At 68.8% G+C, this 20038-nt stretch carries 19 protein-coding genes; 14 read left to right on the top strand and 5 right to left on the bottom strand.

Going from position 1 to position 20038, the window contains the following annotated elements:
• The first annotated feature begins 89 nt into the window (after positions 1 to 89).
• From RB628_RS23690 to RB628_RS23670, 5 genes are all read left to right on the top strand, one after another.
• Positions 90 to 2285, top strand: a complete 2196-nt coding sequence (locus RB628_RS23690) for an ATP-dependent DNA helicase UvrD2 (protein WP_318322528.1) — start codon at positions 90 to 92, stop codon at positions 2283 to 2285.
• 168 nt (positions 2286 to 2453) lie between these two features.
• Complete coding sequence (locus RB628_RS23685) at positions 2454 to 2777, top strand: hypothetical protein (protein WP_318322527.1); 324 nt, start codon at positions 2454 to 2456, stop codon at positions 2775 to 2777.
• Positions 2778 to 2952: 175 nt separating this feature from the next.
• On the top strand, positions 2953 to 3321 hold the full coding sequence (locus RB628_RS23680) for a WhiB family transcriptional regulator (RefSeq protein ID WP_189147026.1): 369 nt from the start codon (positions 2953 to 2955) through the stop codon (positions 3319 to 3321).
• The gene (locus RB628_RS23675; protein ID WP_318322526.1) at positions 3318 to 3641 is read left to right on the top strand and encodes a hypothetical protein; all 324 of its coding nucleotides are present in this window, start codon (positions 3318 to 3320) and stop codon (positions 3639 to 3641) included. Before RB628_RS23680 ends, RB628_RS23675 begins: the two co-directional genes overlap by 4 nt.
• 120 nt (positions 3642 to 3761) lie before the next feature.
• On the top strand, positions 3762 to 3989 hold the full coding sequence (locus RB628_RS23670; protein ID WP_318322553.1) for a hypothetical protein: 228 nt from the start codon (positions 3762 to 3764) through the stop codon (positions 3987 to 3989).
• Positions 3990 to 3995: 6 nt separating this feature from the next.
• Here RB628_RS23670 and RB628_RS23665 read toward each other — a convergent pair whose 3' ends face one another.
• On the bottom strand, positions 3996 to 5360 hold the full coding sequence (locus RB628_RS23665; protein ID WP_318322525.1) for an AarF/ABC1/UbiB kinase family protein: 1365 nt from the start codon (positions 5358 to 5360) through the stop codon (positions 3996 to 3998).
• On the bottom strand, positions 5353 to 6561 hold the full coding sequence (locus RB628_RS23660; protein ID WP_318322551.1) for a TOMM precursor leader peptide-binding protein: 1209 nt from the start codon (positions 6559 to 6561) through the stop codon (positions 5353 to 5355). The genes RB628_RS23665 and RB628_RS23660 overlap by 8 nt, the downstream gene beginning before the upstream one ends.
• A gap of 327 nt (positions 6562 to 6888) precedes the next feature.
• Here RB628_RS23660 and RB628_RS23655 point away from each other — a divergent pair, with 327 nt between their 5' ends.
• From RB628_RS23655 to RB628_RS23640, 4 genes are all read left to right on the top strand, one after another.
• Positions 6889 to 7491, top strand: a complete 603-nt coding sequence (locus tag RB628_RS23655; protein ID WP_318322524.1) for a M48 family metallopeptidase — start codon at positions 6889 to 6891, stop codon at positions 7489 to 7491.
• A 133-nt stretch (positions 7492 to 7624) separates the two neighbouring features.
• Entirely contained in the window at positions 7625 to 9295 is a 1671-nt protein-coding gene (locus RB628_RS23650) for a TerD family protein (protein WP_318322523.1), read from the top strand.
• Between the two features lie 11 nt (positions 9296 to 9306).
• On the top strand, positions 9307 to 9987 hold the full coding sequence (locus RB628_RS23645) for an AIM24 family protein (RefSeq protein WP_318322522.1): 681 nt from the start codon (positions 9307 to 9309) through the stop codon (positions 9985 to 9987).
• An 11-nt stretch (positions 9988 to 9998) separates the two neighbouring features.
• Positions 9999 to 10754 carry an AIM24 family protein gene (locus tag RB628_RS23640; RefSeq protein WP_318322521.1) on the top strand — a complete coding sequence of 252 codons (756 nt, stop codon included), beginning with the start codon at positions 9999 to 10001 and terminating at the stop codon, positions 10752 to 10754.
• 81 nt (positions 10755 to 10835) lie between these two features.
• On the opposite strand, the gene RB628_RS23635 is transcribed toward RB628_RS23640, so the two are convergent.
• Both RB628_RS23635 and RB628_RS23630 read right to left on the bottom strand, forming a co-directional pair.
• The gene (locus RB628_RS23635) at positions 10836 to 11357 is read right to left on the bottom strand and encodes an NUDIX hydrolase (protein WP_318322520.1); all 522 of its coding nucleotides are present in this window, start codon (positions 11355 to 11357) and stop codon (positions 10836 to 10838) included.
• Complete coding sequence (locus RB628_RS23630; protein ID WP_318322519.1) at positions 11354 to 12763, bottom strand: zinc-dependent metalloprotease; 1410 nt, start codon at positions 12761 to 12763, stop codon at positions 11354 to 11356. Before RB628_RS23630 ends, RB628_RS23635 begins: the two co-directional genes overlap by 4 nt.
• 188 nt (positions 12764 to 12951) lie before the next feature.
• On the opposite strand from RB628_RS23630, the gene RB628_RS23625 reads away from it, so the two are divergent.
• The 4 genes from RB628_RS23625 (at position 12952) to RB628_RS23610 (ending at position 16211) form a co-directional block, all read left to right on the top strand.
• Complete coding sequence (locus RB628_RS23625) at positions 12952 to 14064, top strand: SDR family oxidoreductase (RefSeq protein ID WP_318322518.1); 1113 nt, start codon at positions 12952 to 12954, stop codon at positions 14062 to 14064.
• Positions 14065 to 14332: 268 nt separating this feature from the next.
• Entirely contained in the window at positions 14333 to 14794 is a 462-nt protein-coding gene (locus tag RB628_RS23620) for a molybdenum cofactor biosynthesis protein MoaE (protein WP_318322517.1), read from the top strand.
• A 105-nt stretch (positions 14795 to 14899) separates the two neighbouring features.
• Positions 14900 to 15058, top strand: a complete 159-nt coding sequence (locus RB628_RS23615) for a hypothetical protein (protein ID WP_318322516.1) — start codon at positions 14900 to 14902, stop codon at positions 15056 to 15058.
• A gap of 58 nt (positions 15059 to 15116) precedes the next feature.
• Positions 15117 to 16211 carry a PDZ domain-containing protein gene (locus RB628_RS23610; RefSeq protein WP_318322515.1) on the top strand — a complete coding sequence of 365 codons (1095 nt, stop codon included), beginning with the start codon at positions 15117 to 15119 and terminating at the stop codon, positions 16209 to 16211.
• A gap of 24 nt (positions 16212 to 16235) precedes the next feature.
• Here RB628_RS23610 and RB628_RS23605 read toward each other — a convergent pair whose 3' ends face one another.
• Positions 16236 to 16778, bottom strand: coding sequence for a PPA1309 family protein (locus RB628_RS23605; protein ID WP_318322514.1), 543 nt, complete (start codon positions 16776 to 16778; stop codon positions 16236 to 16238).
• A 163-nt stretch (positions 16779 to 16941) separates the two neighbouring features.
• Here RB628_RS23605 and RB628_RS23600 point away from each other — a divergent pair, with 163 nt between their 5' ends.
• The gene (locus RB628_RS23600) at positions 16942 to 19911 is read left to right on the top strand and encodes a UPF0182 family protein (protein WP_318322550.1); all 2970 of its coding nucleotides are present in this window, start codon (positions 16942 to 16944) and stop codon (positions 19909 to 19911) included.
• The last annotated feature ends 127 nt before the right edge of the window (positions 19912 to 20038 follow it).

Below are 20038 nucleotides of genomic sequence, written 5' to 3'. Positions count from 1 at the left end.
GGGGACGCCCTGCCGCATTAGTACGACCGCAAGGGGGTGCCTGTGGACAACCGGCTCACCCGTCTCCGGCGACCTGGCAGCATGGCCGTGTGACAGCAGCAACGCACTCCACCCTTTTTCCGCAGGTTCCGGACTCGGCCGACGCGGTGCTCGACGGACTCGATCCCGAGCAGCGCGAAGTGGCCACCGCCCTGCACGGTCCGGTGTGCGTGCTGGCGGGCGCCGGCACGGGAAAGACACGAGCGATCACCCACCGCATCGCCTACGGTGTGCGCGCCGGAATTCTCCAGCCCTCCAGCGTGCTCGCCGTCACCTTCACCAACCGCGCCGCCGGTGAGATGCGCGGGCGACTGCGCCAGCTCGGCGCCGGCGGAGTCCAGGCGCGTACCTTCCACTCGGCCGCGCTTCGCCAGCTCCAGTACTTCTGGCCAAAGGCCGTCGGCGGTTCCATGCCCCGCCTCGTCGACCGCAAGATCCAGCTGGTCGCCGATGCCGCGGCCGCCTGCCGCATCCGCCTCGACCGGGGCGAACTGCGGGACGTCACCGCCGAGATCGAATGGTCCAAGGTCACCCAGACCGTCCCCGCCGACTACGTGCCCGCCGTCGCCAAGTCCGGCCGCGTCGCCCCCCGGGACCCGGCGGAGATCGCTCAGCTCTACGCCACCTATGAGGACCTCAAGCGGGACCGCTCCGTCATCGACTTCGAGGACGTCCTGCTGCTCACCGTCGCCGTCCTCCAGGACCGGCACGACATCGCCGAACAGGTCCGCTCCCAGTACCAGCACTTCGTGGTCGACGAGTACCAGGACGTCAGCCCGCTTCAGCAGCGGCTGCTGGAGCTGTGGCTCGGGGACAGAGACAGCCTGTGCGTGGTCGGGGACGTCAGCCAGACGATCTATTCGTTCACAGGAGCAACTCCGGACCATCTGCTCGACTTCCGCACCCGCCATCCCGGTGCGACTGTCGTCAAGCTGGTCCGTGACTACCGGTCCACCCCCCAGGTGGTTCACCTCGCCAACGGCCTGCTCGCCCAGGCCCGGGGCCGCGCCGCCGAACACCGGCTGGAACTGGTTTCGCAGCGCGACCCCGGACCCGAACCCGGTTACACCGAGTACGCCGACGAACCCTCCGAGGCCGAGGGTGCCGCCCGCCGCATCCGTGAGTTCGTCGCCGCCGGCGTCCCGCCCGCCGAGATCGCCATCCTGTTCCGGACGAACGCCCAGTCCGAGACGTACGAACAGGCCCTCGCCGACGCCGGAGTCCCCTATCAGCTGCGCGGCGCCGAAAGGTTCTTCGACCGGCCCGAGGTGCGCAGGGCGAGCAGTGCGCTGCGCGCCGCCGCCCGCTTCGGAGGCAACGACTCCCTCCTGGACGACGTCGTCGACCTGCCCTCCCAGGTGCGTGCCGTGCTTTCGGGGGAGGGCTGGACGAGCGAACCGCCCGCGGGTTCGGGGGCCGTCAGAGAGCGCTGGGAGTCGCTGGCCGCACTGGTGAACCTCGCGCATGACTTCACGGCCGCGAAACCGGGCGCCACGCTCGCCGACCTCGTCACCGAACTCGACGAGCGGGTGAGCGCCCAGCATGCCCCGACCGTGCAGGGCGTCACTCTTGCCTCCCTGCACTCGGCCAAGGGCCTGGAATGGGACGTCGTCTTCGTCGTCGGCGTCGCCGAGGGCATGATGCCGATCACCTACGCAAAGACCGATGAACAGATTGAGGAGGAACGCCGCCTTCTCTATGTCGGAGTGACCCGCGCACGAGAACGCCTCCATGTCTCCTGGGCTCTCTCACGCGCGCCGGGAGGCCGGCCGAACCGCCGCCCCAGCCGCTTCCTCGACGGCCTGCGCCCCGGCTCCGTCGCCACCGTCGTCCGGACAAGTGTGGTCGGCCCCGGTGGCATCGAGCGCGGCTTCGGAGGAAGCCCCGGAGCCGCTCCGCGCCGGACACAGAGAACCCCGGCCCGCTGCAGGGTCTGTGGACGCACGCTGACCGACGCGGGCGAGATGAAACTGATGCGCTGCGACGAGTGCCCCTCCGACATGGACGAGGGCCTCTACGAGCGGCTGCGCGAGTGGCGTGCGGTCCAGGCGGCGCGCGGTGGGCAGCCCGCCTTCTGCGTCTTCACCGACAGGACCCTGATGGCGATCGCGGAGACAGTCCCGGACGAGGAAGGGGAGTTGGCCCGCATCCCTGGTGTCGGGGTGCGCAAGCTCAACCGGTACGGAGCCGATGTTTTGGCCATCTGTGCAGGTCAGGGAGTTGAGGGGGAGAGCGCCAGTGACTGATTCAAACTCGTCGGAAAAATAGTTTGCGTATGCCCCGGCAATCCCCATAGGTTCTTAGCCACGGGAACAGAGTCTTCTCAGGAGACCTGGGTCCGTGCTGTACTTCATAGTCGATCCGTTGGACTGGTTCACCCCAGTTCCCCAAGACGCCGAGAGGAGGCGAGTCCAGTGATCAGCATCTACACCAGCTCTGTCAGCACGGTCAAAATGACCGATCTCCCGGCCGTCTCTCTGTGCATGCTCGGCGTCTCGAACCTGGGCACCGGTCTGTCCGGCATTCCTGCCGTCCGGCCGGCGTCCTCCGTGTCTCTCGCGGGTCTCCCTGTCCGCGAGCGCAATGAGCGACCGAGCAAGGCACTGGAAGCAGGAGCAGTAGAGGCAAAGGCCCCGGCCTATGCCTTTGCGGCCGGTGCCGGATCCCTCAAGCAGACGACGCAGCACCACACGATGTGGGCCTTCCGTGGGCCAAAACCCTGGAGTGATCCAGCCTGACTTGATCAGGCCGGCGCCTTCAGGGCCGCGGAACCCCATCCGGGATCCGCGGCCCTTCTGTTTTCCCCGAACGGGGACGACGGAGCGAAGGGGCCTCGGGACAAGAGAAAACCCGCCGGTACCAGCCGCCACCCGGCCCAACAGGGCCGGAACGACCAGACGAGGAAGACGATCCGTGCAACTCGAAGCGCACGCCCCGTCAGTACCGCCTTCCGAAACGATCCCCCCGCCCGGCCTCACGGAGGACTGCACCTTGATCCCGCTCACTGCGCTCACCGCGCTCGACGACGCCATCGAGAACCTCGGCGTACCCGTCCCCTGCCGCTCCTACGACCCGGAGGTCTTCTTCGCCGAGTCGCCGGCCGACGTCGAGTACGCCAAGTCCCTCTGCCGCACCTGCCCGCTGATGGAGGCCTGCCTCGCCGGCGCCAAGGAGCGGCGTGAGCCCTGGGGCGTGTGGGGCGGCGAGTTGTTCGTCCAGGGGGTCGTCGTGGCCCGCAAGCGGCCCCGTGGCCGTCCGCGCAAGAACCCGGTAACAGCATGAACACCGCAGGAACGATCGACCGCCCCTTCACGCACGACCCCAAGAAGCAGGCCCCGATGACGCCGTCCACCAGCGAGCCCGTCGGCTCCGCGACCCCAGACTTCACCACCACCGGTGCGAACGACTCGCGCCAGAACAGGACCCGAGAGATGCAACTCATCCCAGAAGCCCTGGCTCGTGCGCATATGCACGACCGCCTTCAGGAGGCCGAGCGGGAACGCCGCGCGCATCGTGTGGTGACCGCCCGGCGGCTCCAGCGCCGAGCCGAGCGCGCCTCGCTGCGTGCCCGCCGGGCGCTGGCCATGGCGGTCATGCAGTAACGACCACGGCAACACGGCAGTAACAGCAGTTCTTTTCGCGGGGGCCGGTCCGTCCGAACGGACCGGCCCCGTGGTGCGTTGCGCCCGCCCGATGACTTGCCACGGCGATATCGTCGCCTGGTGACGAGTCCTCCCGGTGGCAGTGACGTTCCCGATGGCGGTGACTACAGCGGTTCCTCGACGGGGTCCCACTCCATCGTGTGCGCCCGCTGCGGCACGCAGACCGAGGGCCCGCAGTTGACCTGGACCTGCTGCGTGGAGAACGGAACGCGCCACTACCTCTGCGACACGTGCGCCCGGGAGAACCTCAGAGCGATCGAGGGGCGGCTGGACTCGGCTTGGTGGTGAGTCGGCTCACATTTCAGCAGCCGAAGGCTCCTCCTCGGCCTCCGGCAGGAATCCCGGCAGCCACTCCTCCAGTTCATCCCGCATGCGGACCGTCGCACCCAGCTGGCACAGGACACCGATGGTGCTCAAGGTCACCCGGTGTATCAGGAGGTACGACGGGGGCAGGTTGAGGCGCTTGCCCAATTGGTGTGCCGGGGAGCGCGGGTCGGCCAGGCGGGCCGCCTGGCTGCGCATCCAGCCTCGGGTGAAGGTGAACTCGTCCGCCTGTGCCGGTTCGATGATCGGCAGGAGGTAGTCGAGTACCGCATCCGGGTCCAGGTCGATGGAGTCCTTGACGAAGCCTTCCGCGCGGAGGGTTTCGTAGACGGCCTCCGCCTGGCCGTCCAGGGTCAGGCGCAGTGAGTCGCCGATCGTCGGGGGCAGGCCGCCCGGGAGGCGGTCGACGGTTCCGAAATCCAGCACGCCCAGACGCCAGTCGTCGTTGGCGCCCGGGCCGCCGGGCAGCAGGCGGAAGTTGCCGGGGTGCGGGTCGGCGTGCAGGAGGCCGGTGCGGGCGGGGCCGGAGAAGAGGAACCGGGCCAGCAGCTGGCCCGCGCGGTCGCGCTGCTCCCGCGTACCGTCAGTGATCACCTCCGAAAGCGGTATACCGTCGATCCACTCCGTCACCAGGACCTGCTCGCACTGGTGGACGACGGCCGGTACCACGACGTCCGGATCGTTCGTGAACTCCTCCGCGTGGACCTGCTGGGCCTGGGCCTCCAGGCCGTAGTCGAGTTCCTCGGATATGCGGTCCCGGAGTTCGGCGATGAGCGGTTTGATGTCCATCCCGGGGATGAGGGGACCCAACAGACGGGCGAAGCGGCTCAGCTGGGTCAGATCCGAGAGCAGTGCCTCGCCGGCGCCCGGATACTGCACCTTGACCGCGACCTCACGTCCGTCGTGCCACACCCCCCGGTGTACCTGGCCGATCGAGGCCGCGGCGGACGGCTTGTCCTCGAACTCCACGAACCGTTCCTGCCAGTCCGCCCCGAGCCGGTCCTCCAGCACCGAGTGCACCGTGCGGGTCGGCATCGGCGGGGCCGCTTCCTGGAGCTTCGTCAGCGCCGCGCGATAGGGGCCCGCGACCTCCTCGGGCAGGGCCGACTCGAAGACGGACAGGGCCTGTCCGAACTTCATCGCCCCGCCCTTGAGCTCGCCGAGCACCTTGAACAGCTGTTCCGCCGTGCGCTGTTGCAGCTCGCGGCCGACGATGTCCGCCGACTCGCCGACGATCCGTTTGCCGAGTCCCCAGGTCGCCCGCCCGGCGATGCCGAGCGGGAGCGCGGCGAGCTTGGCGGTACGGGTGACCGCCTTCCGGGGAAGATCAGACATGCGCCCTCCAAGTTCCGGACAGCCGCGCCTGGTGTGCCTTGCGGCGTAACTCCGTTGGCGGCCGTTGCTCCGCCATTGTCTCGTGCGACTCCCCGTCCTCCGAGGTGTGTTCCTCCTTACTCTTCTCCTCGGCACCGCAGGGGCATGCGGGGTGCGCCCAGACCGGGCGGGCGTGCCAGTCGAGCCCGGGCACGGAGACCTCCCATCGGGCGCCCGCGGCGGACGGGGTCCTGCCGTCCAGGAAGGCGAGCGCGTGGCTCGCGGTCAGGCCCGCGACCGTCGTCGCCAGGGCCAGGTCACACGCCCTGACCTGGCGTGGCCGCGCGGAACGCCACTGCGCCACCAGACGCGGCCAGACGGGGTCCCGGTCGACGCGCCACCGCTCCAGGCAGCCGGCGCAGGCCGTCTCACCTGGCAGGACCAGCGGGCCCACGACGCCGGTCCCTTCCACGACTCCCGCGTACAGATGCGGTGTGCCCGAGGTCACGAGTGGTTCGGCGCAGGCCGGGTCGGGCGCGTGCACGGCAAGGTCGTCGCGTGGGGCGAGGATCACCAGGGAGAATCCGGGGTCGCTCTCGCCGGGCGGCGACTGAGGGGCCGTACGACGTGGTGGGCGGTCCGGGGCCGCTCGCCGGGCAGCGCGCCGCGCGGACTCGTCCCGGCGTTCGCCGACGGACTCGGCGGGCAGGCCACCCGGTGCGACGTCCCACGGCTCGACCACGCCGCCGTCGCGGACATCGATGTGACCCACGCCCGCCGCCGCCAGCAGGGAGGCCACCACGGCGCCCACCCGGCCGGCGCCCCGGACCTGCACGCGCAGCGACCGGCGGGCCGCCAGCCGTGCCATCGCCTCGCCCGGTGCCGGTGCGACCAGGGAGAGCGAGGCCAGATCGGGACTGAGCCGCTCCAGAACCGTCTTCTTGCCGCGCAGGGTTTCGGCGGCCGGCCCGCCACCCGTCGCGTCGTCGAGAAGGCCGGCCTCGCTCAGCCGTTCCACCAGCCCGTCGATATGGTCGGCCGACAGGTCCATGCGGTGCCCCTCCTCGCGGAGGCGCGGCAGTCCGCGAGTGCCGTCGAGCATGTTCAGGAAGCTGCCCGTCGCCGTGTCCATCGGGCCGAGTGTCATCGCATGGGCTGGTGTCATCCCGAACTGCACCGTGTTCAGATCGCGCCAGCCGCTCCGCAGCGCGTTCTTCATCATCGGGTGGGTGACACGCGGGCGGGTCTCACCCAAGTGGGTAGTGGCCGACAGCGCGACAGGTGTGTCCGACGCAGGCGCAAGTGTGGTGGTTGATCGCATGGCAGGCCCCCGTAGCCAGAAAGAATCCCCGTTGAAGTCCCTGTTTGTCGGTGATGTCAGTGCTCGTTCCGCCGACGAGTGCCAGCATGCCCGGTCTGCTCAGTGGGCGTCGGCAGTTGTCCACAGGCGGTGGGTATTAGTCGTACTAATCAAACGCATGGTGGGCGATCGACGCCGAACCGTGCCGGAGTCAAGACTTCCCCCATGCACAGCGGGTAACGTCGTGCCGTGCCCGCCGACCCACTGCACCGCGCCGGAAACCCACAGCGCAGTACGACGAGCCAGCCGCCAAGCGGCTCGGGGGCGAGCGCGATCGAGGTTCGCAGGAGTGCCCGGCGACGCCGGACGGTCTCCGCGTACCGAGAGGGCGATCGCACCGTCGTGCTCATCCCCGCCCGGATGTCCGAGGCCGAGGAGCAACGCTGGGTGACTGTCATGCTCGACAAACTGGCCGCCCAGGAGAGCAAACACAAACGGGTGCCCGGCGACAGCGAACTGGCCGAGCGGGCCGAGCAGCTGTCGGCCCAGTACTTCGACGGCCGCGCCCGGCCCGCCTCGGTGCGCTGGGTCACCAACCAGAACACGCGCTGGGGCTCATGCACCCCCGCCGAGGGCAGCATCCGCCTGTCGCACCGGCTGCAGGGCATGCCCGAATACGTCGTCGACTACGTCCTCCTCCATGAGCTGGCGCATCTGCTGGTGCCCGGGCACGGACCTCGTTTCTGGCAACTCCTGGATGCCTATCCGCGCACCGAGCGGGCCCGTGGCTACCTCGAAGGAGTGGTCGCCGCCGACCGGCTGCCGCATCTGCCCTCCGCGCACGGGGACTGATCTTCGGGCGGCAGGTGCGTGGCGCCGACGAGGCGTTGTGTACCGGATTTGTACCGGCTTCGGTCGCGGCCGGAATTAGCCGTTAGCCTGACCCGACGCATTCGGCATTCGGGATGGGGGACGGTCGTTACGCATGGCGAGGGAATTCCAGCGAGGCCACAAGGCCAAGATCAGTGATCTCACCGCGGGCACGGATCTGTACGTGGGCGTGCAGATCTCCGGACCGGGACTGAGCTTCGACATCAGCTGTTTCGGCCTCGACGCCGACGAACGGCTGTCGGACGACCGGTACTTCGTGTTCTTCAACCAGCCGAAGTCCCCCGAGGAGTCCATCCAGCTCCTGGGCGCTCAGGCGGGTGACACGGAGTCCTTCCGCGTCACGCTCGACCGGATCCCGCCGCAGATCCAGAAACTGTCGTTCACGGCTACGCTCGACGGCGCCGGGCAGATGTCGCAGATAGCCCCCGGATACGTCCGCGTCGTCGCCGGCGGCGAGGAGGTGGCCCGCTACTCCTTCAACGGCTCGGAGTTCTCCACCGAGCGGGCCGTGATGCTGGGCGACTTCTACCTGAAGGACGTGTGGCGTTTCGCCGCGGTCGGGCAGGGGTTCGACGGCGGCCTCGACGCGCTGCTGAAGAATTTCGGCGGTGAAGTCGCCGAGGAGGAGCCGCCCGCTCCACAGCAGCCCCAGACCGGTGCCCCTCCCGGCTTCGCGCCGCCCGCCTTCGGTGCTCCGGCACCAGCCCCGGCCGCTCCGCAGTCCACCGCCCAGGGTTTCGCGCCCCCTTCGGGGGCCACCGCGCCCCCGGCTCCGGCCCCCGCGCCACCGGTGCACGCGGCCCCCACCATCGTCGCGCCCCTGACACCGCCCGGCGGCGCCGTGCCGCCCCCGGCTCCGGCGCCCGCACCGTACGGACAGCAGGGGCCCCCGCAGGTTCCGTACGGCCAGGCACCCGTCCAGACCGGTTTGCTGCCACCCGGCTACGGCCAGCCGCAGGCGCCCCAGGCCCCGCCCGGCCCGCCCGCTTACGGGCAGCCGACCCCGCCCCCGGGCTACGGACACCAGCCCCCGTTCGGGCAGGTCCCCGGCCAGCAGGCCCCCTATGGAGTACCGCAGGGCGTACCCCGGGGCGGCGGGCAGGGCGCCGGTGTGACGGCCGCGCTCCAGCAGTTCAAGGAGACGCCGACCGGGCAGCGCTGGACACAGCAGAACAAGAAGCTGGTCCGCGTAGACCTGGGCATCGGAGGCCAGCCCGTGCTGGCCCGGCAGGGCAGCATGGTGCTCTACCAGGGCAAGGTCGACTTCAGCTACAAGGGCGCCGGATTCACCGGCCGGATCGTGGGCAACGCGACGGGCCAGGAGATGCAGTTGATGCGCTGTACCGGCCAGGGCCAGGTGTTCCTCGCCGAGAGCTCCACGATGCTGCACCCCATCGAACTCCAGGGCGACGGCATCTGCGTATCCGCCGAGAACGTCCTCGCGTTCGACGAGAGCCTCCAGTACGAGGTCCGCCGCGTCGAGGGACACGGCATTCCCGGCGGCGCACTGTTCACCATGCAGTTCACGGGCACCGGCACCATCGTCGTGAAGACGCACGGCGTCCCCGTCGTCCTGCCGGTCACGCCCACCACGTTCGCCGACTGCAACGCCGTGGTCGCCTGGTCGGCTGCCTCCCAGGTGGTCGTCTCCAGCCAGGTACGGATGCGCCGCAACGCCTACGCCGGCGACACCGGAGAGAGCGTCAATCTTCAGTTCCGAGGCGCGCCCGGCAATTTCATCGTCGTCCAGCCGTACGAGGTCTGAGGGAGCCCGTCATGAACCAGCCGCTCGCGGGCTACGCCCCCGCACCTGTCACCGCCCGCATGGAGAACCACGGCAACCACATGCTGAAGGTCGCCATGCAGACCGGAAACGACCTCTTCGCGCGCGTGGGCTCGATGGTCGCCTACGAAGGGTTCGTCCAGTACGAGCCCAACCCGCCGGCCGTGCGCCAGATCGCCAAGGACTGGATGACCGGCGAGGGCGCGCCCCTGATGAAGTGCTCAGGGGATGGCCTGCTCTATCTCGCCGACTACGGCGCGAACGTGGTCGTGATCAACCTCAACGGTGACGGCATCTCCGTCAACGCCACCAACCTGCTTGCCTTCGACGCACACCTCACCTGGGGCGCCGAGCGGGTCAAGGGGCTGGCGAAGTTCGCAGGGCAGGGCCTGTGGAACACCAGGATCTCCGGGCAGGGCTGGGTCGCGCTGACCTCCCGGGGCAAGCCGATCGTCGTCGACTGCGGTGGCGGCGAGGACGAGACATACGTCGACCCGGACGCGCTCGTCGCCTGGTCCCCGAACCTCAAGGTGAAGGGCAAGCGCAGCTTCAAGGCGCAGTCACTCATCGGGCGGGGCAGTGGCGAGGCCTACCAGATGGCCTTCTCCGGCCAGGGCATCGTCGTCGTCCAGCCCAGCGAGGACAGCACCGACCGTCTCCGGATCCGGGGCTGAGGGGGATCACCATGCAGAGCCCGCTTTTCGCCTACAACGACCAGCAGACCCAGGAACGCTGGAGCCTCCAGAACAAGCAGATGCTGCGCGTGGCCATGGAGGGTCACGACGACATCCTCGCCCGCAAGGGCACCATGGTCGCCTATCAGGGCCTCGTCGAGTTCGACGCCGAGTACCAGAGCAACAACCAGGGCCGCTCGCGCGCGCACACGGGCGAGGGCCTGGACCTGATGCGCTGCCACGGGCAGGGCACGGTCTATCTCGCCAACCTCGCCCAGCACATCCACTTGGTGGACGTGGAACAGGACGGGCTGACGGTCGACAGCAGTTACGTGCTGGCGATGGACTCCGGGCTGCACCACGAGGTCATCGCCGTGGACAGCCTGTACGGGATCTCAGGTTCCGGGAAGTACCAGCTCAACATCACCGGCCGTGGCAGGGTCGCCCTGATGACCTCGGGCGCGCCGCTGATGATGCAGGTGACGCCGGACAAGTACGTCAACTGTGACGCCGACGCGATCGTCGCCTGGTCGACCGGCCTGCGAGTGCAGATGCAGGCCCAGACGCACACCTCCGGAGTGTGGCGGCGCCGCGGCAACACCGGTGAAGGCTGGGAGCTCAGCTTTATGGGCAGCGGCTACGCGCTGGTCCAGCCCAGCGAGTTGCTGCCGCCGCAGAACGCCCAGATCGGCCAGGGCGCAGCCGCCCAAGTCGGTATGGGGCAGCACGGGGTCCGGGCGCAGAACCAGGGCAACGCCTGGAGCTGACCGCCCGGAAGCAGATGTGTAAGGGGCGACAGCCATGGGCGGTCGCCCCTTACACATGCCCATCCTGCGCTTGTCCGTGGCTCACAGCCTCGCGCGTGTCGCCTGCAGCAGCCGCAGGACCGACTCGTCGGCCACGGCCGCCACCTCGTCGTATGCGAACCAGCGCAGGTCGAGCGACTCGTCGCTGATCTCCTGTGTGGCACCGGCCGGTGCCACGACCGCGTACTGGACGTCGAAGTGCCAGTGGCAGGGCGCCGGAATCGGGTGCCGGTCCAGGCGCACCGGCCCGCCCGGAAGCAGGCTGAGCCCTGTGATGCCGGACTCCTCGGTGGCCTCGCGCAGTGCCGCCGCCGCCACGGAGGAGTCCTCCGGCTCACAGTGACCGCCCATCTGGAGCCACATCCGCAGCTTCCGGTGAAGGGTGAGCAGGACGCGTCCGTGTTCCGGGTCGACCACCAGCGCGCTCGCCGTGACGTGCCCGTCCCCGCAGGCCTTCCACATGCCGTCCGGGTGAGCCCCGAGATGGTCCAGATAGGCCTGGCGCAACTCTTCCTGGTCCTCGTAGCCCTTCAGTACGAGGACCGCGTCGTCGTACAGGCTCACTCGGTGTCGTCGCCCTTGGCCTCGCCGTCGTCCTTCTTGAGGTTGGGCTTCTCCGCCGCCTCCCCGAGCATCTTGTCCAGCTCGGAGAAGTCGAGCTGCTCGCGGTGCACGAAACCGTCCGGGTCGTCCAGATCGGAAGCCGTCGGCAGCATGTCCGGGTGGGCCCACAGGGCGTCCCGGCCGTCGACACCGCGCGCGTCCGTCAGCGACGCCCACAGGCGCGAGGCGTCGCGCAGCCGGCGCGGGCGCAGCTCCAGGCCGATCAGGGTGGCGAACGTCTGCTCGGCCGGGCCACCCGTGGCGCGGCGGCGGCGCAGCGTCTCGCGCAGTGCGTCCGCGGACGTCAGACGGGGCTTCGCCGCCGCGTGAACCACCGCGTCCACCCAGCCCTCCACGAGCGCCAGCGCCGTCTCCAGACGGGCCAGGGCCACTTTCTGCTCCGGGGTGTCCTCCGGCTGGAACATGCCCTGCTGGAGCGCGTCCTGCAGCTGCTCCGGGTTCTGCGGGTCGAACTGGCCGACCACGTCCTCCAGCTTGGCCGTGTCGACCTTGATCCCGCGCGCGTAGCCGTCGACCGCGCCGAACAGGTGCGAGCGCAGCCACGGCACATGGGCGAACAGGCGCTGGTGAGCGGCCTCGCGCAGGGCGAGATACAGCCGCACCTCCTCCTGCGGTACACCCAGGTCCTTGCCGAACGCCTCGATGTTCGCCGGCAGCAGTGCTGCCCGGCCCGTCGGGCCCAGCGGCAGACCGATGTCCGTCGAGCCGACGACCTCACCCGCGAGTACCCCGACGGCCTGCCCGATCTGCGTGCCGAACATGGCGCCGCCCATGGAGCGCATCATGCCGATCAGCGGGCCCGCCATGGCCTGCATCTCCTCGGGCAGGACATCGCCCATGGCCGCGCCGACGCGCTCGGCGACCGGGTCGACCAGTTCCTTCCAGGCGGGCAGGGTCGCCTCGACCCACTCCGCGCGGCTCCACGCCACGGCGGAGCCGGCCCCGGAGGGCAGTGACGTCGCGTCGTCCAGCCACAGGTCCGCCAGTCGGACGGCCTCCTCGACCGCGGTGCGCTCCGCGGGACCGATGCTGGAGTCCTTGACGCCGTCGGACGTCCCCTGGGAGACCGTCTGGCGGGCGATCTGCTTGGCCATGTCCCAGTTCACCGGACCGCCCTCGTACGAGAGCATCTGGCCCAGCTGCTGGAACGCGGCGCCCAGGTCGTTGGGGTTCATGGAACCGAACATGGCTGCGAGGGGATTGTCGCCTCCGGGACCACCGAAGCCGGGCAGTCCGAAACCGAACGGTCCCTGACCACCACCGCTCTGCTGGTCCTCCTTCTTGCCCTCGTCGCCGTTCTCCGGCTCCTCCGGCGGAAGGCCGAATCCGAATGGGGTGTCACTCACGGGATTCCTCGGCTGGTAAGGCCGTCGGCTCTTCGACGGCGGCTGCCCGACAACACCACCCAGCCTAGACACCCCGGCCGGGTTGGGGGCTCGGTGCGTCGCCGACTCCTGGCCTGCGGCAGGATGGATGTCACCTGGTACGTACGCGTCACGCGCGTCCTTACTGAAGACAACCGCTGGAGACGCCGGTGAGTTCCCCAGATCCGCAGGTTCGCGCAGCGCGAAACCACTCAACCAACCCGGCCCAACGTGGGCCGGTCGTCGCGGTCACCGGTGCCGCGACCGGCGTCGGAGCGCTGCTCACCGAGCGGCTCGCCGCCTCCGAGGCGATCAAGCAGGTCGTCGCCATCGACGAGCGGCGCGGCGAGTGCGCGGCGGCTCAGTGGCACATCCTCGATGTGCGCGATCCGGCCATCGCGGAGAAGCTGCGGGGCGCCGATGTCGTCGTCCATCTGGCCCTCGATCTGGACCTGGAGACGGACGGGGCGGCCCGAACGGCGTACAACGTGCGCGGGACGCAGACCGTACTGACGGCTGCTGCCGCGGCCGGGGTGCACCGGGTGGTGCTGTGCACGTCCGCGATGGTCTACGGGGCGCTGCCGGACAACGAACTGCCACTGGCGGAGGACGCCGAGCTGCGGGCGACCGCCGAGGCGACCGGCGTCGGGGACCTGCTGGAGATCGAGCGGCTCGCCAGGCGCGCACCGCGGGCGCATCCGGGCCTCAACGTGACGGTTGTGCGGCCCGCGGTGTTGATCGGGGGTACGGACACCGCTCTGACCAGGTACTTCGAGTCGCCGCGGCTACTTGTCGTGGCCGGCTCCCGGCCCGTCTGGCAGTTCTGTCACGTCGAGGATCTGTGCAGTGCTCTGGAGTACGCGGTCCTGGAGAAGGTCGACGGGGAACTGGCTGTCGGCTGCGACGGGTGGCTGGAGCAGGAGGAGGTCGAGGAGCTCAGCGGGATCCGGCGCATGGAACTGCCGTCCGCTGTCGCTCTGGGCGCGGCTGCCCGGCTGCATCGGATCGGGCTCACGCCCTCTCCTGCCGGGGATCTGGCGTACACGATGTACCCCTGGGTGGTGAGCGGGAGCCGGCTGCACGATGCCGGATGGCGGCCTCAGTGGAGCAACGAGGAAGTGCTCGCGGAGCTGCTCGAGGAGGTTGCCGGGCGGCATACCGTGGCTGGGCGGCGGCTCGGGCGGAAGGACGCGACTGCGGCGGGGGCTGCGGGAGCGACGGTGGCGCTGTTGGGTACGGCCGCGCTGGTGCGGCGGGCTCGGAAGGCTCGGCGGCGGATCTGAGGGGTGGGGTGGGCGGGGTGTTTCGCCCTCGCCGCCCTTGCCCGTCCCATCCCTGGGGGCTGCGCCCCCAGACCCCCTTCGGCCCTGAAGGGCCTCGTCCTCAAACGCCGGACGGGTTGAAGACGCGGGCCTGCGCTTGAGAGGTGCCGCCTGGGCGGCGGAAGCGCCGGGGCGGGTGGATGGGAAAGAAACCTGGACTTGATCAGGCTGTTTTCGGTCGCCGGGTGGTGGATGCCGTGCTGTCAGTTGGGTGAGGCACGATGGGGGTATGGCATCCCTCAATGATCATCCCGGTGAGCTGGCCGCTCCTGAGCCCGTCAAGCTCGTTGCGGTTCGGGAGACGCCGCTCTCCCTGGACGAGGTTTTTCGCGCTGTCGGGGATTACTCCGCCGGGGGGACCGCCCTGTTCGTGGGGACCGTGCGGAATCATGACGGGGGTGCCGATGTCGATGCGCTCGGCTATTCGTGTCACCCCAGTGCCGAGGCCGAGATGCGGCGTGTCGCCGAGAAGGTCGTCGCCGAGTTTCCGGTGCGGGCGCTTGCCGCTGTGCACCGGGTCGGGGACCTGGCCGTGGGGGACCTGGCTGTCGTTGTCGCCGTGTCCTGTCCGCATCGGGGGGAGGCTTTCGCGGCCTGTCGGAAGTTGATCGACGACCTCAAGCACGAGGTGCCCATCTGGAAGCACCAGACGTTCTCCGACGGGACCGAGGAGTGGGTCGGCGCCTGCTGAAGCGTCTCCGGTTGCGTAACCGCCCCCCGGGCGTGAGCGTTAGCACAGTGGAGGTTAATCTGCTGATCAGTCAGTTGCGGTCGCTCTTTGGGTTGGGAGGTCGGCATGGCGGCACTCGCCTGGTTGCTGATTCCGCTGATGGCTGCGATCGGCGCCGGTCTGTGGGGCAGTTGGGCCAACCGGACGCGCAGAACACGCGGTGACGGGCCTGAACTCGACGGCTACGAGCGGTTCCGCGAGGCCATGGAGAAGCCCCGTACCTGAGACACCGTACGGGCGGCCCTGACGGTGTGCCGACAGGACCGTCCCGTACTGTCGTGCCATGCCACGCCGCACTGCGACGATGCTCGCCTCCACCCTCATGCTGATCGCGCTCCTCTGCGCCGGAGTGCTCATCACCGTGCCGTATTCGGAGATGTCGCCGGGGCCGACCGTGAACACTCTCGGAGACCATGGCGGCGAGCCGGTGCTGCAGATTTCCGGGCGCAAGACCTACCCGACCACCGGGCACCTGAACATGACCACCGTTCGGGTCACCAGCGCCGACTACAAGATGAACCTCGTCGAGGCCGTGTACGGCTGGCTCGCGCACGACAACAAGGTCGTGCCCCACGACACGCTCTACCCGGACGGCAAGACCGAGGAGCAGTCGACCCAGGAGAACGCGGAGGAGTTCAGCCAGTCCCAGGAGAGCGCCAAGGTCGCGGCCCTGGAGGAACTCGACGTCCCGGTGCAGTCCTGGGTGATCGTCTCCACCGTCCTGAAGGCGTCCCCGGCCGAGGGGGCGCTGCACGCAGGTGACGTCATCAAGGCCGTCGACGGTACGACGGTCAAGGAGCCCACCGACGTCGCCAAACTGGTGACGAAGCACAAGGCCGGTGAGAAGGTCGTCTTCACCATCGTGCCCGCCGCGGAGCAGGCCGCCGCCGAGAAGGCGAACCGGGCGGCGACCAAGACGCAGGACGTCACCATCACGACCACCAAGTCCGCCGACGACAGCGCCGAGCGCGCCATTGTCGGGATCTCCGCCGGGACCGACCACACCTTCCCGTTCACCATCGACATCAAGCTCGCCGATGTCGGCGGGCCCAGCGCGGGGCTCATGTTCGCCCTCGGGATCTACGACAAGCTGACGCCCGGAAGCCTCACCGGCGGCAAGTTCGTGGCCGGCACCGGCACCATCGACGACGAGGGCACGGTCGGTCCCATCGGCGGGATCGAGATGAAGACCGTCGGCGCGCGGGACAAGGGCGCCCAGTACTTCCTGACGCCGGCCGACAACTGCGCTGCCGCCGCCAAGGACGTCCCCGAGGGGCTCACTCTCGTCAAGGTGGACACCATTGGCGATGCGTTGAACTCACTCAGGGACATCCGCTCCGGCGACACCGGTGACCTGCCGAAATGCAGCACCACGTAGGCAGTCCGCAGGACTGCCCACCCGCTACTCCGCGAAGGTATCCGACAGTGCCTCCGCCAGGCCCGGTACCAGGCCCGAACCCGTGAGCACCTCCGTCGACGCGTCCTTCTCACGCAGACGCACCGCCGAGTCCCGCGTGCCGTCACGCAGGACCGCGACCGTCATCCGGACCTCCTGGCGGTGCGGGTGCGCGGCGACCCAGGCCGCCAGTTTCTTCTCGCTCAGTCCCTGCGGAACCGAAGCCTCCGCGGACGGCGGGAGCATCAGACGCTCAACGGTGAGCGCGCAGCCGACCACCGCGTCCGGCCAGGCGATGGTGGCGAGGAACTCGTCCAGCGGCTTGCCCGCAGGGATCTCGTCCTGCTCGATCGGGGTGAGACCGGTGGTGGCCTGCTCGTCCGTCAGGCCGAGCTGGGCCGCGAGAGAGGGTTCCTGGACCCGCAGTCGGGCAGTGTCTACGAGGGCGAAGAGCCGAGCCGGCTGGTCCCAGCCGAGGCCGGAGGCGTACTCGTCGATCTCGAGTACGGCCCGGGTGAGCGGGGTCGCCGCCATGGGAGTGTTGGACATGGTCACAATCCTGCCTCGTTCATGGCCCGAACCGGGAACCGAGTAAAGCGTGAGTAAGTTGCATAGGTGAGGCCCCTACGATCACGGGCCCTGACGGATGGTCCACGATCACGGGCCTGACGGACCGACAGCGACTTTTGAGGTGCCAACCTTGGCTTTCCAGATGCCGGACCGCGGCGGAGGCCCGCAGGGGCCACGGATCAGAGTGGGCCGCCCGTCCCGGCGCGTCCGGACCCTGCTCATGACACTGGGCGTCCTAGCCGTACTCGGCATGGCGTTCATCATGTTCGCGGGGTTCTGGGCGGACTGGCTCTGGTACCGCTCGGTCGACTACTCGTCGGTGTTCACGACCACGCTGTGGACCAAGATCGGACTTTTCTTCGTCTTCGGTCTGCTGATGGCGGCCGCGGTAGGGGTGAACATCTGGCTGGCGCACCGGCTGCGTCCGCCGCTGAGCGCCATGTCGATGGAGCAGCAGAGCCTCGACCGGTACCGCATGGGCATCGCCCCTTACAAGAAGTGGCTGCTGCTCGGTATCACCGCCCTGATCGGCCTCATCGCGGGCGCGTCGGCGTCCGGTCAGTGGCGGACCTGGCTGATGTGGGTCAACGGAGTGTCCTTCGGACAGAAGGACCCCCAGTTCGGTCTGGACGTGTCCTTCTACGCCTTCGACCTGCCCTGGTACCGCTTCCTGCTGGGCTTCGGCTTCGCCACAGCGATCCTCTCCCTGATCGCCGCCGCCCTCACCCACTATCTGTACGGCGGGCTGCGCGTCACCAGCCCGGGGGCCCATGCCACGGCTGCGGCGACCGGGCATCTGTCCGTGCTGCTGGGTCTCTTCGTCGCCCTCAAGGCGGTCGCGTACTGGCTCGACCGGTACGGGCTCGCGGTGAAGTCGAGCGACTTCAAGGCGACCGGCAACTGGACGGGTCTGCGATACGTCGACGCCAACGCCTACCTGCCGGCCAAGACGATCCTGTTCTTCATCGCCATCATCTGCTCGCTGCTGTTCTTCGCGACCCTGTGGCGGCGCACCTGGCAGCTGCCCGTCATCGGCTTCGGACTGATGGTCCTCTCGGCCATCCTCATCGGCGGGCTGTACCCGGCGATCGTGCAGAAGTTCCAGGTCCAGCCGAACGAGCAGGCGAAGGAAGCCCCGTACGTCGAGAAGAACCTCAAGGCCACGCGTGAGGCGTACGGCATCGACGGTGCCAAGGTCAGCGAGTACGCCGGCCGCAGTGACGCCGAGGACAAGACCAAGCTGCGCGACGACGTCGAGTCCACGGCGAGCATCCGCATCATGGACCCGAACATCGTGTCGCCGACGTTCCAGCAGCTCCAGCAGATCAGAAACTACTACGCCTTCCCGACCAACCTGGACGTCGACCGTTACAGCAAGGACGGCAAGGACCAGGACACGGTCATCGGTCTGCGCGAGCTGAACCTCAACGGCATTCCGAAGAACAACTGGATCAACGACCACTTCCGCTACACGCACGGATTCGGCGTGGTCGCGGCCAAGGGCACCGAAGGGGACGCCCAGGGCCGCCCGGTCTTCACCGAGTCCAACCTGCCGTCCACGGGTGACCTCGGGACGTACCAGCAGCGGATCTACTACGGCGAGAAGACCAGCCAGTACTCGATCGTCGGCGGTCCCCAGAAGGAGATCGACTACTCCGACGACACCGGCGAGAAGACCACCAGCTACAAGGGGAAGAGCGGTGTCAGCCTCTCCAACCCGATCAACCGTGCCGCGTACGCCGTCGCGTTCAGTGAGCCGCAGATCCTCTACTCCGGTGCCATCGGCGAGGGTTCGCGGGTTCTGTACAACCGCACGCCCAAGGAGCGCGTCGAGGCGGTAGCGCCCTGGCTGACCATCGACGGTGACGCCTACCCGGCCGTCATCGACGGTGAGATCCAGTGGATCGTCGACGCCTACACGACGACGAACGGCTATCCGTACGCCTCTCGCACCACCCTGGGAGACACGACGGCCGACTCGCTCACCGCCAGCAATAACCAGCGCGCGGTGGTGGCCCAGCAGAACCAGGTCAACTACATCCGCAACTCGGTGAAGGCGACCGTCGACGCGTACACCGGCGAGGTCAAGCTCTACCAGTGGGACACCCAGGACCCGGTCCTCAAGACCTGGATGAAGGCCTTCCCGGACACGGTCGAGTCGAAGAGTGACATCTCGGCCTCGCTGATGGACCATCTCCGGTACCCGCAGGACCTGTTCAAGGTCCAGCGCGAGCTGCTCACCCGCTACCACGTGGCGGACGCCGAGACGTTCCTCAGCGGTTCCGAGGTGTGGCAGGTGCCGGACGACCCGAGCAACAAGTCGGGCGACGCGGTGCCGCCGTACTACCTGAGCATGAAGATGCCCGACCAGCAGGCGCAGGTGTTCTCCCTGACGACGACGTTCACGCCGAACGGCCGGGACAACCTGAGTGCTTTCATGTCCGTCAACGCCGAGGCGGGGACGAGTGATTACGGCAGGATCAGAATCCTGAAACTGCCGACAAGCGGAACCGTCAGCGGACCCAAACAGGTCCAGAGCCAGTTCAACTCCGAACAGGCCATCGCCGAGACCATCAGGCTGCTGAGAGGCGGGGACTCGGAGATCGAGTACGGCAACCTGCTGACGGTGCCGCTCGACGGAGGACTGCTGTACGTGGAGCCCGTCTACGTACGAGGCAGTGGACTCAAGTACCCGCTGTTGCGCAAGGTGTTGGTGACCTACGACGGCCAGACCGCCTTCGAGGACACCCTCGACGCCGCGCTCGACAAGGTCTTCGGGACGGAGGGTACGACCACCGAGCCACCGGACGAGGGCGGTGGTACGACGACGCCGCCACCGACGTCCGACAACCCGACGGTCCAAGAGGCGCTCAACGACGCCCAGAAGGCCTTCGACGACGGCCAGGCAGCCCTCCAGAAGGGCGACTGGGAGGCGTACGGCAAGGCACAGGCGGACCTTGAGGACGCGCTCAAGCGGGCCGAGGCGGCGCAGTCCGCGGCCGACGAGGCCGACAGCGGGAGTGGTGCCGGAGGCAGTTCCTCCGGCAGTGCGAGCCCCAGTCCCAGCGGTAGTCCAAGTAGCAGTCCCAGCAGTAGTCCAACCAGTGGTTAGTGCTGGTCGGAGGCCCTGCTGAGGCTGCGTCCTCCGCTCCTCCCGCGCCGTGGTACGGTTGCAACACAACGGCGCGGGGTGGAGCAGCTCGGTAGCTCGCTGGGCTCATAACCCAGAGGTCGCAGGT

This window comes from Streptomyces sp. ADMS (genome assembly GCF_033441795.1).
GTDB lineage: Bacteria > Actinomycetota > Actinomycetes > Streptomycetales > Streptomycetaceae > Streptomyces.
The sequence above is the reverse complement of the archived record's forward strand: the minus strand, read 5'-3'. Positions and strand labels throughout refer to the sequence as shown.